Annotated in this window: 12 protein-coding genes; 7 read left to right on the top strand and 5 right to left on the bottom strand. The window is 58.7% G+C overall.

Features of this window, described 5'->3' with window-relative positions; translation table 11 throughout:
• Window positions 1–22: 22 nt before the first annotated feature.
• Complete coding sequence (polA, locus tag ACI3K0_RS12255) at window positions 23–3,007, bottom strand: DNA polymerase I (protein WP_183824158.1); 2,985 nt, start codon at window positions 3,005–3,007, stop codon at window positions 23–25.
• Between the two features lie 429 nt (window positions 3,008–3,436).
• Between polA and ACI3K0_RS12260 the strand changes: the two genes are divergently transcribed.
• Entirely contained in the window at window positions 3,437–3,868 is a 432-nt protein-coding gene (locus tag ACI3K0_RS12260; RefSeq protein WP_112455112.1) for a MarR family winged helix-turn-helix transcriptional regulator, read from the top strand.
• 37 nt (window positions 3,869–3,905) lie between these two features.
• Here ACI3K0_RS12260 and ACI3K0_RS12265 read toward each other — a convergent pair whose 3' ends face one another.
• Window positions 3,906–5,573: an L-lactate permease gene (locus ACI3K0_RS12265; protein ID WP_183823855.1), complete on the bottom strand. Its 1,668-nt coding sequence runs from the start codon at window positions 5,571–5,573 to the stop codon at window positions 3,906–3,908.
• Window positions 5,574–5,797: 224 nt separating this feature from the next.
• Here ACI3K0_RS12265 and ACI3K0_RS12270 point away from each other — a divergent pair, with 224 nt between their 5' ends.
• The gene (locus ACI3K0_RS12270; RefSeq protein WP_183823857.1) at window positions 5,798–7,189 is read left to right on the top strand and encodes a M20/M25/M40 family metallo-hydrolase; all 1,392 of its coding nucleotides are present in this window, start codon (window positions 5,798–5,800) and stop codon (window positions 7,187–7,189) included.
• A gap of 182 nt (window positions 7,190–7,371) precedes the next feature.
• Here ACI3K0_RS12270 and dnaJ read toward each other — a convergent pair whose 3' ends face one another.
• The 3 genes from dnaJ to ACI3K0_RS12285 all read right to left on the bottom strand — a co-directional run bounded on the left by dnaJ (window position 7,372) and on the right by ACI3K0_RS12285 (window position 13,276).
• The gene (gene dnaJ, locus ACI3K0_RS12275) at window positions 7,372–8,499 is read right to left on the bottom strand and encodes a molecular chaperone DnaJ (protein ID WP_148146182.1); all 1,128 of its coding nucleotides are present in this window, start codon (window positions 8,497–8,499) and stop codon (window positions 7,372–7,374) included.
• 89 nt (window positions 8,500–8,588) lie between these two features.
• Complete coding sequence (gene dnaK / locus ACI3K0_RS12280; protein WP_183823859.1) at window positions 8,589–10,487, bottom strand: molecular chaperone DnaK; 1,899 nt, start codon at window positions 10,485–10,487, stop codon at window positions 8,589–8,591.
• Window positions 10,488–10,705: 218 nt separating this feature from the next.
• Complete coding sequence (locus ACI3K0_RS12285; protein ID WP_404945356.1) at window positions 10,706–13,276, bottom strand: transglycosylase domain-containing protein; 2,571 nt, start codon at window positions 13,274–13,276, stop codon at window positions 10,706–10,708.
• Between the two features lie 291 nt (window positions 13,277–13,567).
• Here ACI3K0_RS12285 and ACI3K0_RS12290 point away from each other — a divergent pair, with 291 nt between their 5' ends.
• The 5 genes from ACI3K0_RS12290 to ACI3K0_RS12310 all read left to right on the top strand — a co-directional run bounded on the left by ACI3K0_RS12290 (window position 13,568) and on the right by ACI3K0_RS12310 (window position 15,349).
• The gene (locus tag ACI3K0_RS12290; RefSeq protein ID WP_148146185.1) at window positions 13,568–13,750 is read left to right on the top strand and encodes a hypothetical protein; all 183 of its coding nucleotides are present in this window, start codon (window positions 13,568–13,570) and stop codon (window positions 13,748–13,750) included.
• 114 nt (window positions 13,751–13,864) lie between these two features.
• Window positions 13,865–14,074 (top strand): hypothetical protein, encoded by a 210-nt coding sequence (locus ACI3K0_RS12295; protein WP_148146186.1) that lies wholly within the window; start codon window positions 13,865–13,867, stop codon window positions 14,072–14,074.
• Between the two features lie 108 nt (window positions 14,075–14,182).
• Window positions 14,183–14,380, top strand: coding sequence for a hypothetical protein (locus ACI3K0_RS12300; RefSeq protein ID WP_404945357.1), 198 nt, complete (start codon window positions 14,183–14,185; stop codon window positions 14,378–14,380).
• 283 nt (window positions 14,381–14,663) lie between these two features.
• Window positions 14,664–14,876 (top strand): hypothetical protein, encoded by a 213-nt coding sequence (locus ACI3K0_RS12305; RefSeq protein WP_148146188.1) that lies wholly within the window; start codon window positions 14,664–14,666, stop codon window positions 14,874–14,876.
• A 104-nt stretch (window positions 14,877–14,980) separates the two neighbouring features.
• Window positions 14,981–15,349, top strand: coding sequence for a hypothetical protein (locus tag ACI3K0_RS12310; protein WP_404945358.1), 369 nt, complete (start codon window positions 14,981–14,983; stop codon window positions 15,347–15,349).
• Window positions 15,350–15,352 lie beyond the last annotated feature (3 nt).

Here is a 15,352-nt window from a genome sequence, read left to right on the forward strand (position 1 = left end):
ATCAGAAAACATCAGCGGCCTTTCAGTGCGCCTCGTCCCAGTTGGAAGCGGCGCGCGCATCAACCTTGAGCGGCACTTTCATCGAAATCGCCGGCATTGCCGCCTGTTCCATGGTCGAGACGATGATCGGCATGGCCTTTTCGACGTCCGCATCCTCGACTTCGAAAATTAGTTCATCGTGGACCTGAAGCAGCATGCGCACACGTTCGCCAAGCCCGGCTTCAGCCAGTACCGGCTCCATCTTCACCATGGCACGACGAATGATATCTGCCGCAGATCCCTGGATCGGTGCGTTGATCGCCGCACGCTCGTTAAACGCGCGCATCGAAGGGTTGGACGACTTGATTTCCGGGTAATGGGCGCGGCGACCGAAGATCGTTTCCACATAGCCGTGCTCGCGGGCAAAGGCCTTGGTTGAATCCATATAGTCGCGGATACCTGGGAAACGCTCGAAATACTTCTTGATGTAATCGCTCGCTTCAGAGCGCTCGATCGACAGCTGGTTGGCAAGACCGAAGGCGGAGATGCCGTAAATGATGCCGAAATTGATCGCCTTGGCACGGCGGCGGATTTCGCTCGGCATGCCTTCCACCGGGACACCGAACATTTCGGATGCGGTCATGGCGTGGATATCTATCCCGTCGGCAAAGGCCTGGCGCAGCTGCGGAATGTCGGCCACATGGGCGAGTACGCGCAGTTCGATCTGGCTGTAATCCGCAGACAGAAGCTTGTGGCCCGGCGACGCAATGAAAGCGGTGCGGATCTTGCGGCCTTCCGCCGTCCTTACCGGAATATTCTGCAGGTTCGGTTCGGACGATGACAGGCGCCCCGTCGTGGTGGAAGCCAGCGAATAGGAGGTGTGGACTCGCTTCGTTTCAGGGTGCACATAACCGGGAAGCGCATCCGTGTAGGTAGATTTCAGCTTGGTCAGCTGACGCCAGTCAACGATCTTGCGTGGCAGCTCCGCGCCTTCGGCTGCGAGATCTTCCAGAACCTGCGCTGAGGTCGACCACTGGCCGGTTTTGGTCTTGGAACCGCCCGGAAGCCCCATTTTACCGAACAGGATATCACCGAGCTGTTTGGGCGAGCCGATGGTGAACTTTTCGCCGGCGAGTTCGTAGATCTCGTGCTCGAAGGCAGCTGCCTTCTGGGCCAATTCGCCAGAAAGGCGCGACAGGATCTGCCGGTCGATGGAAATACCACGCTCTTCCATGCGCGCCAGAACTTCGACGAGAGGACGTTCCAGCCGCTCATAGATGCGGGTAAGGCCCATCGCCGCCAGTTGCGGCTTCAGCACCATCCAGAGCCTCAGCGTCACATCGGCATCTTCTGCAGCGTAAGTCGTCGCGCGGTCGATATCGACGAAATCGAAGGTGACGCCGCTCTTGCCCGAACCGGCAACATCCTTGAACGCGATCGGCTTATGGTTCAGCCAGCGTTCGGACAATGTGTCCATGCCGTGCGTGGTCTTGCCGGCGTCCAGCACATAGGACATCAACATCGTATCGTCATAACCCTGCACGGTGATGCCGTGGCGCTTCATGACGAGGTAGTCGAATTTCAGGTTCTGGGCGACCTTCAGGACCGACGGGTCTTCCAGCAGCGGCTTGAGGCGATCCAGCGCATCGCGGGTGGAAAGCTGGTTTTCGGCCATTCCGCCGCCAAGGAGATCGCCGACACCGGTCTTGTGGGTCAGTGGCACATAGGCGGCACGGACATCGAGCCCCGATGGATTATCGGTATTGTCGGCAATGGCGAGCGAAAAACCGACCAGCTCCGTCTGCATCGGATCGAGCGAATTGGTCTCGGTATCGAAACCGACAAGACCGGTCTCGCGCGCGGCCTTGATCCAGTCGTCGAGAACGGCAGCGTCTCGGATCGTGACATATTTCGTCGTGTCGATTTTCGCAGTGGAAAAAGCGGCGATACGCGTATCCGCAAGCTCGCTCGGCGTTGCTCCATCGGCGCCCTTGGCAACAGCCGCCTTGGCGGGATTTGCAGGTGCCTGGGCTGCGGCATCGCCGGTATTGATGGAAGTTCCGGCATCAAGATCCGGCCCTCTTGCCTCGGCGCCCCATTCCACCTCGATCGTGGCCGGCTCTATGGTATTGGCATCGCAATCGCAGGTCGTGGCCACGCGGCGGGTCAGCGTGCCGAATTCCATCGCCTTCAGGAATGCGACCAGCTTTGGCCCATCTTGTGGCTCGAGGAACAGCGCGTCGAGATCAAGATCCAAAGGCACATCGGTACGCAACTCCACCAACTGGCGGGACAGGCGGGCCATATCCGCATTGGCAATGATGTTTTCGCGACGTTTGACCTGCTTGATTTCGCCCGCGCGTGTCAGCAGCGTATCGAGATCGCCGAACTCTTCCAGAAGCTGGGCCGCCGTCTTCGGTCCGATACCGGGAATACCCGGAACGTTGTCGACCGAGTCACCCACCAGCGCCTGAAGATCGATCATCTTTTCCGGCGGCACACCCCATTTTTCGACGACTTCCGGAATGCCGATCTGCTTGTCCTTCATGCTGTCATACATGTGGACCATCGGCGTCACGAGCTGCATCAGGTCCTTGTCGGAAGACACGATGGTAACGTCTGCACCGGTGGCTTCTGCCTGACGGGCATAAGTCGCGATGATGTCGTCCGCCTCGAAACCTTCGGTCTCAATGCAGGGCAGGTTGAAGGCACGGGTCGCCTGGCGGATCAGGCCGAACTGCGGGACCAGTTCTTCCGGCGGGGCCGAGCGGTTCGCCTTGTAGGCGTCGTAGAGATCCTTGCGGAACGTTTTCGACGAATAATCGAAGATGACGGCGAAATGGGTGGGCGTCACGCCGACCGACGTATCACGCGCATCGGTCAGCAGTTTCCAGAGCATGTTGCAGAAGCCTGAGACCGCGCCGACCGGCAAGCCATCGGTTTTTCGGGTCAGCGGTGGCAGCGCGTGAAACGCGCGAAAGATGAAGCCGGAACCGTCGACTAGGAAGAGGTGATCGCCTTTTTTCATGGGCATGGCATAGCGTGGCACAGGATCGGCGTCCACGAAAACTTCTTCGGAACCACACCGGCAAGCTTTGCTCTACCTTACCGAATTGTAATCCAGCTTTCCCTTGAAAAGCCGCAATCCGCCTATCATCTCAGGGTTACCGGCGATCGTAACGCCGCAGTCTGGCAGAAGGCCCGTCCCCCGCCTCACCAGACCGGACAAAGGCCTATCCCCCTCTCCGGGTCTTTGTCCTTCTATAAGAAACGCCACGGCTGCCCCCTCCCAGCCGTGGCGTTTTTGTTTGCGTTACCTCCGACATCGGCAGCCGAATTATCAGTGCCCATCTTGCCAACACCGCACCTGTGCCCCAATCTCCATAAAAGCATTGCCTGATATCGATTATCGTCTGCCAGCCAAGCTGGCTCCCCCGGGAAAGTAGTGGCGGAGGCCATGGGATTCGATCGCTCGCAGTCGGCTACCTATCTGGCCGGTCAGCTCGCCAGGGTTTTTTCACGATCGCTGCAGAAGCGGGCGGCGTCACTCGGCTTTTCTCCTGGCCAGTTTCCCGTGCTGCTGGAACTCTGGCAGGAAGACGGCCTGACCCAGAAACAGCTCTTGGACAAGCTTGAGGTGGAGCAGGCCACACTTGCCAATACGCTTTCGCGTATGGAGCGCGACGGGCTGATTGCGCGCACACCGCACCCGAGCGACAAACGGGCCCAGATCATCACTTTGACGGAACTCGGCAGATCGCTGGAAACGAGTGCTGTCGATGCCGCCGCCGAGGCGGACAGCGCGCTGTTTTCCGGCTTCCGCTCATTCGAGCGGGAGCTGATGATGGAATATATGCGCCTTATCATCGGTAACAGCCGAAAAGCCTAAGGCACCGCCCAAAACGAGCGATGCCTCTTCAGATCCATCAGGGTTGAATGACGACCATGGCCGAGAAGGGCCAGACATAGGCCTGCAACGTCACCAGCACACCGACAAGGCAGGCAAGCACGATCGAGTGCCAGAAGACGAAGCGCAGAATACTGCCTTCGTGCCCGAACCAGCCGGTCGCAGTGGATGCGACGACGATCGACTGTGCGTCGATCATCTTTCCCATCACGCCACCGGACGAGTTTGCCGCTCCCATCAGGATCGGCGACAGGCCGAGTTGTTCGGACGTCACCTTCTGCAGGTTGCCGAAGAGAATGTTCGACGCCGTGTCGGAGCCGGTCAATGCCACGCCGAGCCAGCCGAGCAGCGTGCCGAAGAACGGATAGAAGACGCCGGTCGCGGCAAAGGCAAGGCCGAGTGTGGAGTCGATGCCCGACAGTCTCGTCAGCGTACCGAGCGCCAGCATCGCGGCGATCGTAATCAGCGAATAGGCGCAGAGTTTTATTGTCCTGGCGTAGGTTTTCAGCATCGCCAACGGAGTGAAGCCCATGGCAAAGCCGGAAAGTACGGCTGCGATAAACATGCCGGTGCCCGTGTATGACAGCCAGGTGAAGGAGAAGGTCGCGGCTTCCGGCGTTGGCCCGGGCGCTACGGGCGGCATCTTGGCGATCATCTTGTCGAGGCCCGGGACGGGATAGTTCCACACCGCCCATGAATTGACCGCCGACTTGAAGAAACCGGTGCCCCAGATCAAAAGGATCACGCAGACGATTACCCAGGGTGTCAGTGCTGCACGGATCTCGGCCCGCGACGGGCGCACGATCGGTTTTGCTTCCTTCAATGTGCCGTCATCGGAAATATCGTGGCCGCGCAGCTTGGGTGAAGTCCAGACCTCCTTGGGCTGCCAGACCTGCAGGAAGCCAATGAGGCATGCCATGGAGATCAGTGAGGCGCCGATATCGACGATCCATGGATTTATGTAGTTGGAGATGGCGAACTGCGAAATGGCAAAGGACGCGCCGGTCACCAGGATAGCCGGCCAGATCTGCATCATGCCCTTGCGTCCGGCAAAAACCCAGATCAGCCAGAAGGGCACAAGCACCGAGAAGAATGGCAGCTGCCTGCCGACCATGGCACCAAGCAGGTAGGGATCGATGCCTGTGACCTGAGACAGGCCCTGGATCGGCGTGCCGAGCGCGCCATAGGCGACCGGCGCGGTATTGGCGATAAGAGACAGGCCGGAAGCGGCGAGCGGCGAAAAGCCAAGGCCGATCAGGATCGCGCCAGTAACCGCTACCGGCGTACCGAAGCCGGATGCGCCCTCGAAAAAAGCCCCAAAGGCAAAGGCGATGAGCAGTAATTGTATGCGGCGGTCGTCCGTCACGCTGCCGATCGTCTGTTGAAGCTTCTCGAACTGCCCTTTCTCCACCGTCAGCCGGTAGAGGAAGATGACATTGAGGACGATCCAGCCGATCGGGAAAAAGCCGGTGATCGCTCCCAGAATAGTGGCACGGATCGACATCGCTGCCGGCATGGTGAAGATGAAGATTGCGATCAGATTGGCAATGATGAGCGCGATGATGGCTGCGATATGTGCCTTCACCACATTGGTTGCGATAAGGCCGAGAAGAATGAGAACGGGAATTGCGGCGAGTATGGTGGACAGAACAGCACTGCCCGTGGGGTCATAAACTTGATTCCACATTGAAGCCCCTCCCAAGGCCGGACGAAACGATGTCCGAATTTGAGCATATATCTCCACTTTGCCGACAGTCCAGGGTTGTACTCCTTCGACCAAAGTTGCATTGCCCGTGCATTCGGCAAACCGGCAGCGGCTTTTGCCATTGTGCCGCCCTGCCCTTGCTTGCTAACAGTTCAGGGCAAGCTGGCCGCCCGCGTGTGCGACCGCTCCAAGACAAGGTGATTTCAATGACCGATATTTCCGCCGTTCTCGATCGCGCCGACCAGAACCTTCAAGACAGCATCGACCGCCTCTTTTCGCTCGTCCGCATCCAGTCCATCTCCACGGACCCGGCCTACAAGGCCGAGTGCCGCAAGGCAGCCGAATGGCTGGTTGTCGAACTGAAGGGTATCGGCTTTGACGCCTCCGTGCGCGACACGGCCGGGCACCCGATGGTTGTCGCCCATCACGAGGGCGCGACGGCCGATGCCCCACATGTGCTTTTCTACGGCCATTACGACGTACAACCGGTCGATCCGATCGAGCTCTGGGAGGACAGTCCGTTTGAGCCGAAGATCAAGGAAATCTCGCCCGGCCGTAAAGTGTTGACCGGCCGCGGCACCGCTGATGACAAGGGCCAGTTGATGACCTTCGTCGAAGCCTGCCGCGCCTACAAGGAAATCAACGGTTCGCTGCCGATCCGCGTCACCATCCTGTTTGAAGGCGAAGAAGAGTCCGGTTCGCCGTCGCTGAAGCCCTTCCTCGACGCCAATGCCGCAGAACTCAAGGCCGAGTTTGCGCTGGTTTGCGATACCGGCATGTGGGATGGCGATACGCCGGCAATCGCAGCTGCATTGCGTGGCCTAGTCGGCGAAGAGATCGTCATCAAGGCTGCCGATCGCGACCTGCATTCCGGCCTGTTCGGCGGAGCTGCCGCCAACCCGATCCATATCCTCACCGGCATTCTCGCCGGCCTGCATGACGAGACCGGTCGCGTGACACTGGACGGCTTTTACGAGGGCGTCGAAGAGACGCCGACCAATATCAAGGAAGGCTGGGAAACGCTCGGTCGCAGCTCCGAGAGCTTTCTTGGCGGCGTCGGTCTTTCGATCCCGTCCGGCGAAAAAGGCCGCTCCGTGCTGGAACTGACCTGGGCACGCCCAACTGCAGAAGTGAACGGCATTACCGGCGGCTATACCGGCGAAGGTTTCAAGACGGTAATCGCGGCCCAGGCCTCGGCCAAGGTTTCCTTCCGCCTCGTCGGAGATCAGAACCCGGCAAAGGTTCGCGAAGCCTTCCGCGCCTATGTGCGCTCGAAAATCCCAGGCGATTGCTCGGTGGAATTCCATGAACATGGCGCATCACCTGCCATCCAGCTTTCCTATGATTCGCCGGAGTTGACCAAGGCAAAAGCTGCCCTTTCGGAAGAGTGGAAGAACCCGGCCGTCATCATTGGTATGGGCGGCTCGATCCCAATCGTCGGCGATTTCCAGAAGCAGCTCGGCATGGATTCGCTGCTGGTCGGCTTCGGTCTCGTGGATGACCGTATCCATTCGCCGAACGAAAAATATGATCTCAAGTCCTACCACAAGGGCATCCGCTCCTGGGCACGGATCATGACGGCGTTGGCTCAGAAGTAATTTTTCTCGACGTCATCCTCGGGCTTGTCCCGAGGGTCCATTCACGTTGAGGTTGGGTTGAACGACAATAGATGCTCGGGACGAGCCCGAGCATGGCGACCAGAACGAAGCCCTGCAACTTTACCACAAACGCAAAACGCCGGCTCTTCAGCCGGCGTTTTCAATTCCACTATCGTCTTCGATCAGTTGTCGAAGAATTCCTTCATCCGGGCGAAGAAGCCGGTCGATTCGGGATTGTTCTCCTTGGACGAGATTTCCTCGAATTCCTGCAGCAGTTCGCGCTGACGCTTGGTCAGCTTCTGCGGCGTCTCGATGCCGATCTGAATATAGAGGTCGCCCGTCTGCGACGAGCGCAGAACCGGCATGCCCTTGCCCTTCAAACGAAACTGCTTGCCGGCTTGGGTGCCTTCCGGCACCGACACACGCGACTTCGAGCCGTCCAGCGTGCCGACATCGAACGTGCCACCAAGCGCTGCCGTGGTCATCGAGATCGGAACGGCGCAATAAAGGTCGGCGCCATCGCGCTGGAAGAATTCATGCGGCGTAACCGACAGGAAGATATAGAGATCGCCCGCCGGGCCGCCACGGGCACCGGCTTCGCCCTCGCCCTGAAGGCGGATACGGGTACCGTCCTCGATGCCGGCCGGGATGTTGACCGAGAGCGAACGCTCTTCGGTCACACGGCCCTGGCCGTGGCACTTTGTGCAGGGATCGGTGATCGTCTGGCCGCGGCCATGACAGGTCGGGCAGGTGCGCTCAACAGAGAAGAAGCCCTGGGAAGCGCGAACGCGACCCGAACCCTGACAGGTGCCGCAGGTCTTGGGCTGCGTGCCGGGCTTGGCGCCAGAACCGGTGCAGACGTCGCAGGTGATCGAGGTCGGAACCCGGATCTGCGCTGTCTTCCCGGAAAACGCTTCTTCCAGCGAAATTTCCATGTTGTAGCGAAGATCGGCGCCGCGTTCGCGGCCACCGGAAGAACGGCGCGCACGGCCGCCGCCCATCATCTCGCCAAAGATGTCTTCGAAAATGTCGGAGAAGCCACCGGCACCACCGCCGAAACCGCCGCCACCGCCCATGCCGCCCTGTTCGAAGGCTGCATGACCGTAACGATCATAGGCTGCGCGCTTCTGCGGGTCCTTTAGGGTTTCGTAGGCCTCATTCAGTTCCTTGAACTTCTTTTCGGCCTCCGCGTCACCTGGATTCTTGTCCGGGTGGTATTTCATGGCCATCTTGCGGAAGGCGCTCTTCAGCTCCTTCTCGTCCGCCGATTTGGCGACGCCCAGGATTTCGTAAAAGTCTGCTTTGGCCATTCAGGTATCCGGCTCCGGAAACGTAGTCCGGCTGCACAAGGCAGCCGGAACTTTTAGTCGACTATATTGAGGCTTCCGTCAACGGAGCCTTAGGCCGACTTCTTGTCGTCCTTGATTTCCTCGTAGTCGGCATCAACGACACCGTCGTCCTTGCCGCCTTCAGCTCCACCTTCAGCCTGCTGGGCCTCGTAGATGGCCTGGCCGAGCTTCATGGAAGCTTCCATGAGGGTCTGCGTCTTTGCCTGGATGTCATCGGCATCCGGCTCGGAAGCTTCGACCGAGGTCTTCAGCGCAGCAATCGCATCTTCGATCGCCTTGCGGTCGGCTTCGGTGACCTTGTCGCCGTATTCAGCCAGCGACTTCTCGCTGGAGTGAATGAGGCTTTCGGCCTGGTTCCTGGCTTCAACGCCTGCACGACGCTTCTTGTCGGCTTCGGCATTGGCTTCAGCATCCTTGACCATCTTTTCGATGTCGGCGTCAGAGAGACCGCCAGAAGCCTGGATCCGGATCTGCTGTTCCTTGCCGGTACCCTTGTCCTTGGCCGAAACCTGGACGATGCCGTTGGCGTCGATGTCGAAGGTGACTTCGATCTGCGGCATGCCGCGCGGTGCCGGCGGCAGGCCGACGAGGTCGAACTGGCCGAGCAGTTTGTTGTCTGCCGCCATTTCGCGCTCACCCTGGGAAACGCGGATCGTCACGGCCTGCTGGTTGTCGTCAGCGGTCGAGAAGGTTTGGCTCTTCTTGGTCGGGATCGTGGTGTTACGGTCGATCAGACGGGTGAAGACGCCACCGAGCGTTTCGATGCCGAGCGACAGCGGGGTCACGTCGAGAAGCAGAACGTCCTTGACGTCGCCCTGGAGAACGCCGCCCTGGATGGCAGCACCGAGGGCTACGACTTCATCCGGGTTGACGCCCTTGTGCGGCTCCTTGCCGAACAGCTGCTTGACGATTTCCTGCACCTTCGGCATGCGGCTCATACCGCCGACGAGAACGACTTCGTCGATCTCGGCTGCAGTAACGCCGGCATCCTTCAGCGCTGCCTTGCACGGTGCGACAGTGCGCTGAACCAGATCATCGACCAGGCTTTCGAACTTGGCGCGGGTCAGCTTCAGCGTCAGGTGCTTCGGACCGGACGCGTCCGCCGTGATGAACGGCAGGTTGATTTCGGTCTGCTGCGAGGACGACAGTTCGATCTTGGCCTTTTCGGCAGCTTCCTTGAGGCGCTGCAGGGCAAGCTTGTCGTTCTTCAGGTCAATGCCCTGATCCTTCTTGAACTCGGCTGCAAGATATTCGACCAGACGCATGTCGAAGTCTTCACCGCCGAGGAAGGTGTCGCCGTTAGTCGACTTCACTTCGAAGACGCCGTCGCCGATTTCCAGAACCGAGATATCGAAGGTACCGCCACCCAAGTCGTAAACGGCGATCGTCTTGCCGTCCTTCTTGTCCATGCCGTAGGCAAGGGCCGCAGCAGTCGGCTCGTTGATGATGCGGAGGACTTCGAGACCCGCGATGCGGCCGGCATCCTTGGTTGCCTGGCGCTGCGCGTCGTTGAAGTATGCCGGAACGGTGATGACGGCCTTTTCGACCTTTTCACCGAGGTAGGATTCAGCGGTTTCCTTCATCTTCTGAAGGATCATCGCGGAAACCTGAGCCGGGGAATAGTTCTTGTCGTGTGCCTTGACCCATGCGTCGCCGTTATCGCCCTTGACGATATCGAACGGAACAAGGCCTTTGTCCTTCTCGACCGTCGGGTCTTCGAAGCGGCGGCCGATCAGGCGCTTGACTGCAAACAGGGTGTTGGTCGGGTTAGTCACCGCCTGGCGCTTGGCCGGCTGGCCGACGAGACGTTCGCCGTCTTCGGTGAATGCGACCATGGAGGGCGTGGTGCGCGCGCCTTCGGCGTTCTCGATGACCTTCGCATCCTTGCCATCCATGATGGCAACGCAGGAGTTGGTGGTACCGAGGTCGATGCCAATTACTTTAGCCATATCTTCTCTCTCCTTTAAGCGAACCGTCGGGACCCCGAAAGGCATTCCACTGACAGTTCCTCGACTGGGATGGTCTTTTGAATTCCTTGGCAGCCAGTGCTGCCGTCATGCGGCGTATATAAGGACGGGTTTTTCCGACTGCAAGGCAGGAAATCGCCAGCCTTCCGGCAAAAAGCGCGATTCGTCTGCTGACGCATGCAAGCATGCCGCCGGAGACATTACTGGCCCATGATTACGTCAAGCAATGTGGTCCTGCGAGCTTGCTGCGGCTGGTAGACATGGCCGCCGTCAGCGCCGACATCTCCGGGAGGCACAGGGCCGCCGCCAACGCTTCCGGGCGGTAAGGGAGCCTGCGAATCATACGGGCCTTTATACTGGCGATAATCGCGGTAGCCGCCGGCCTGTTCGGCGTCGGTATCGCCGCGATATTGGCGCTGCTGCCGATTGTCGTAAACCGTGCCACCATTGCCGTTGTTGCAAATGGCGTTATCGCCATAAGCGCAGGGAATAGCGCCCGGAGGCTGCGGTGAAGCCGACCGATCGAAGTTTCGGGCCGGTGGCAAGGCAGCCTCTGCCTGCGGCTGCACCGGCGGCAGCGGGCGTGAGCGAACGATATCCGAGCCGGCAGGTGCCGGTGGCGCCGGCGGAAAACTGTCAGAGCCCGAATATTCCGGCTGCTCCTGAGAGGCTCCGGGCAGGATACCGGAAATGATGTCGCCGATTGAGGTCGAAGGCGACTGCGGCTGATCGGTTGCGGGCGGCAGCTGAGCGCCGTTGCCGAAACCAAACAAGGGCGTCGGCGTGTATCCCTTCATCGCCACAGTCATATATTCCTTCCAGGCCTTGGCAGGCAACGTGCCGCCGGTAACCCTCTTCATGTAGCTGCCGTCGTCATTGCCGAACCACACACCGGTCGTCAGAATGCTGGTAAAGCCGACAAAAAGCGCATCTCGGGAATTCTGCGTCGTACCGGATTTTCCGGCCGCCTGCCAGCCGTCAAGCCGTGCTGCCCTGCCAGTACCCTCGCGAATGACACCGGACATCATGCCGTTCATCGTGGCGGCGATGGGCTCGCTCAAGACACGCGGCGGATTGCTGTAATCAGCCTCGTACAGAACCTTGCCATCCGGATCGGTGATGCGTTTGACGATGTGCGGCGTCGCCTTGTAGCCACCGTTCATGAAAGCCGCGTAAGATGACGTCAGCTCCACCAGCGAGACTTCCGAAGTGCCAAGTGCAATCGAGGCATTTGGCTGGATATCGGAATCAACGCCGAGTCGATGCGCCATCGAGACCACTTTTTCCGGTCCCACGGCCATGACCAGCTGTGCCGCAACCGTGTTCAGCGAATGTGTCAGGGCATAAGAGAGCGGAACCGGACCTTTATATTCCTTCTCATAGTTTTCTGGCGTCCAGTTACCGATCTTCACCGGCGCGTCGTTGACGATCGTGTCGGGACCGTAACCGGCTTCGAGTGCGGAGGCATAAACAAACGGCTTGAATGCCGATCCCGGCTGACGCTTTGCCTTGAAGGCACGATTGAACTGGCTCTGGACATAATCACGCCCGCCGACAACAGCGCGGATCGCTCCCGTCGCGTCAACCGAAACCAGCGCAGCCTGGGAGGCGTTCAGCTTGCCTCCTTCCTTTTTCAGGATGTCGTTCAGCGATTTGTCGGCCGCTTCTTCAAGCTTGAGGTCGATCGTCGTTTCAACGGTGACATCAACCTTCGGCTCGCCGATCAGGCTTTTAACCTCGTCCACGACCATATCGGCGGCATAATGCTGCGGGCCGGACCAGTAGCTCTTTGCATTGGAAGGCGGCTGCGCCATCGCCTTGTTGAAATCGCTGTCGGTTATGTAGCCTTCTTCGCGCATCGTACCGAGGACGACCTGAGCACGCTCTTCGGCCGCTTTCGGATCGCGGGCCGGAGAGAGCCTTGAAGGTGCCTTCAGAAGGCCGGCGAGCGTCGCCGCTTCACCGAGGTTCACATCGCGGGCAGACTTGTTGAAATAACGCCTTGATGCCGCCTCGACGCCATAGGCACCAGAACCGAAGAAAACCCGGTTCAGATACATGGCGAGGATCTGGTCCTTGGTGAACTTGTGCTCCAGCCAGAAAGACAGAAGCACTTCCTGGATTTTTCGCTCGAAAGTGCGATCCGGGGAGAGAAACAGGTTCTTTGCCAACTGCTGGGTAATCGTCGAGCCACCCTGGATCGGCTGGCCGGTCAGGTTATTGACGAAGGCACGCGCAAGACCCAACGGGTCAATGCCGAAATGTGAATAGAAACGCCGATCCTCGATCGAAATCACCGCCTGAGGCAGGTAGGGCGACATCTCTTCCAGCGCCAAGGCCTCGCCGCCGGTTGCGCCGCGATTGGCAATGACGGAACCGTCGATCGCAGTGATCTTCATGTTCGGCGGACGATCGGGAATCGACCAGCTGCTGGCCGCAGGCATTTGCGCGCCGTAATAAAGCACAAGGCCACCTATGCCGATTGCACCCCAGATACCGAGAACGACACACCAGTAGATCAGCCTGCGCAACGGAGCGAATAATCCGCCACCGGCGGAACCGCTGCCGCGGCGAGATCCAGATTTTGCGGCTCCCCGTTTTTGGCGACGGGCGGTGTCGACCTTCGCATCAGACTTGGGCGCACGTTTAGACGCCTTGCGATGACCGACAATGCGATCGTCAGCCTCAAGGCGAAATTCGTCCTGATCTTCGTCGTGCGATGCTTCGAAGGAAGGTTCGACGCGCTTGTCTGATTTGCCTCTGGCTACCATGCGAGCCGGCGGTCTCCCGTCTTATGCCTGCGAAAAACAGCAGGCCTTTTGCCATCAGGTTTCCGCTGGACTCTAAATGCGGCGATTTAAGGAGGGGTAAAAGGCAAACAGAACCTGAAGAAGATAGCTAGATGTTCAACCAACTGTTTCGAGATGTGGCTTTCTACCTTGAAAACCACGGCTTTCCAGAGAATTCCGGATTTGGTAATATCAGAGGCTACTGAAGTTATGCGTCAGGCAGATAAAGGGAAGAATTCCGGACTGCCGCGTTCAGCGCTCGGGGAGGGAGCCATGAACAAAATCTTCGAGGCTGTCGTTCGGAACGGCGACCAACGAGTGCCAGTAGCACTCGTCAATCTCAAGCAGGCCTTGGAAATGTCCGAGAAACTCGTCTTCGAGTTCAGCCATCCTGAACACGAAGCGGGCAAGACGGATATCTTTGTCGGCCGAGAGGTCTTGCAGAAGCTGATGTGACTGTGTCCTACGACGTTGCGTGTCGATTACACAAGGCTTACGCGTATTCGTGATTTGGGCAGCTGGAGATTACTTGTTATCCTCCTCAGCGCAACAAGCGAAAGGAGAATGGACATGAAGACATTTCTCGTCGTCGCTGCCGTCATGGGCCTCACGTCATCCGCAGCACTTGCGGATTGTGCCGGTCATAAAGTGACGGCTTCCAATGCGGTGGACAAGGAAATCACCACCGCAAGCATTGCTTCCACTCCAGTGCAGCAGGAGATGAAGCAGGCGGGGCAACCAAGCGACCCTGCCGCTGATAGCCAGAAAGCCACTCAATAACCGATGCCCTACGCCGGGCATTTGTCCGGCGCAGCAAGCCGCAATAGAGCTGGAACCTAGTCAGCCGATCTCCGTTGGGTTCTATGAAATCCAGAAAAGGAGGTTGTGATGCCGAACAGAGATCCGATCCCCAATCCGACGGCAGATACGCCACGGGGGCCAACACCTACCGGGGGAGTGCCGGACAGGATCCAGGAAAAGCCACCCCTGACACCTGCGAAGGACAAGGGCGACAACAAGAACCCCCAGGATCCTGTGCTTGATCCGGCTCTGTTGCCGACAGGTGATCCGGCTGGCATGGCCTAAATTGGTTTCAGGCCTTTCGGGCGGCAGCGCTGTATTGCGCCGCCCGAACCCGATTACATATCGCGATAGAAAACAGGCAGCGTTTTTTAACCCCCAAATCGTACCCGCGCTAACTTGTTGTTGCCATTTTATCAACCGGATATCAGATTGCCGCCCGGGTAAGGACATTTCGCTGACACAGGCTTGCAATTCGCAGGGCTGTGCTCGTGCTTTTTGACCTGCCCAGGCAAAGTCGGGAACTGACTTGTCTGCCATTGGGTCCCAACCGCGACGCGAGGGTTTGATGCCGACTCAGTTGATCCGAAATCCGGTTAATCCGGAACAGCTCACCCTTGTACAGCAAGTCTTTGATGAAACATGCGCTGAGCATGGCATCGACAAGGCGAGCGCTGATGGTGAAGCACTCGCACTGATTCTGGTGAACTCGCTTCAGAAAGGTTCCGCTGAAAAAGAGCAGTTGGAAGCTCTGGCCGGCGCGTTGATACAAACGCGCTGATTGCAGTCTGTCCCAATTCTTGCGCGGTATTTTGACGGACCACGGAACCTAATCGTCGCGTCGAAAGTTGAACGGTCTCCAAGATCAAGATGATGGAGGCCGGAATGGCAGAGTCAGTCAAAAGCTTTACCCGCGAAAACGCTATCGCTTCATTCGATCATCAGCCGAGCGACAGCGCAATCGCCCAAGAGATTCAGGGCCTGCGTTCCGAGATATCCAGGTTGCGTGCCCTTATGTCGGAAAAGACTGGCGAGGTTTACGAGCGCGTTGCAGATCGTGCCAGCAGTGCGGCAAATTATGTCTCTTCGGAAGCCAATTCGGTAGCAGGTACGATCAAAGAACACCCAGCGGCGACTACAACGCTATTCACCCTTATCGGTGCGGTAGGATTTGCAATCGGTTATGCCGTCGCTTCGGCCTCTGCGGAAAGCAAGCAGGCATGGTACCAGCGCTATCTGGGCGACCGCTTCTGATTG

The organism is Rhizobium sp. ZW T2_16, from assembly GCF_044987325.1.
GTDB classification, from domain to species: domain Bacteria; phylum Pseudomonadota; class Alphaproteobacteria; order Rhizobiales; family Rhizobiaceae; genus Neorhizobium; species Neorhizobium cellulosilyticum.

Coding starts and splice junctions, on each gene's coding strand:
- polA (WP_183824158.1), bottom strand. CDS start 3,007: ATGAAAAAAGGCGATCACCTCTTCCTAGTCGACGGTTCCGGCTTCATC.
- ACI3K0_RS12260 (WP_112455112.1), top strand. CDS start 3,437: ATGGGATTCGATCGCTCGCAGTCGGCTACCTATCTGGCCGGTCAGCTC.
- ACI3K0_RS12265 (WP_183823855.1), bottom strand. CDS start 5,573: ATGTGGAATCAAGTTTATGACCCCACGGGCAGTGCTGTTCTGTCCACC.
- ACI3K0_RS12270 (WP_183823857.1), top strand. CDS start 5,798: ATGACCGATATTTCCGCCGTTCTCGATCGCGCCGACCAGAACCTTCAA.
- dnaJ (WP_148146182.1), bottom strand. CDS start 8,499: ATGGCCAAAGCAGACTTTTACGAAATCCTGGGCGTCGCCAAATCGGCG.
- dnaK (WP_183823859.1), bottom strand. CDS start 10,487: ATGGCTAAAGTAATTGGCATCGACCTCGGTACCACCAACTCCTGCGTT.
- ACI3K0_RS12285 (WP_404945356.1), bottom strand. CDS start 13,276: ATGGTAGCCAGAGGCAAATCAGACAAGCGCGTCGAACCTTCCTTCGAA.
- ACI3K0_RS12290 (WP_148146185.1), top strand. CDS start 13,568: ATGAACAAAATCTTCGAGGCTGTCGTTCGGAACGGCGACCAACGAGTG.
- ACI3K0_RS12295 (WP_148146186.1), top strand. CDS start 13,865: ATGAAGACATTTCTCGTCGTCGCTGCCGTCATGGGCCTCACGTCATCC.
- ACI3K0_RS12300 (WP_404945357.1), top strand. CDS start 14,183: ATGCCGAACAGAGATCCGATCCCCAATCCGACGGCAGATACGCCACGG.
- ACI3K0_RS12305 (WP_148146188.1), top strand. CDS start 14,664: ATGCCGACTCAGTTGATCCGAAATCCGGTTAATCCGGAACAGCTCACC.
- ACI3K0_RS12310 (WP_404945358.1), top strand. CDS start 14,981: ATGGCAGAGTCAGTCAAAAGCTTTACCCGCGAAAACGCTATCGCTTCA.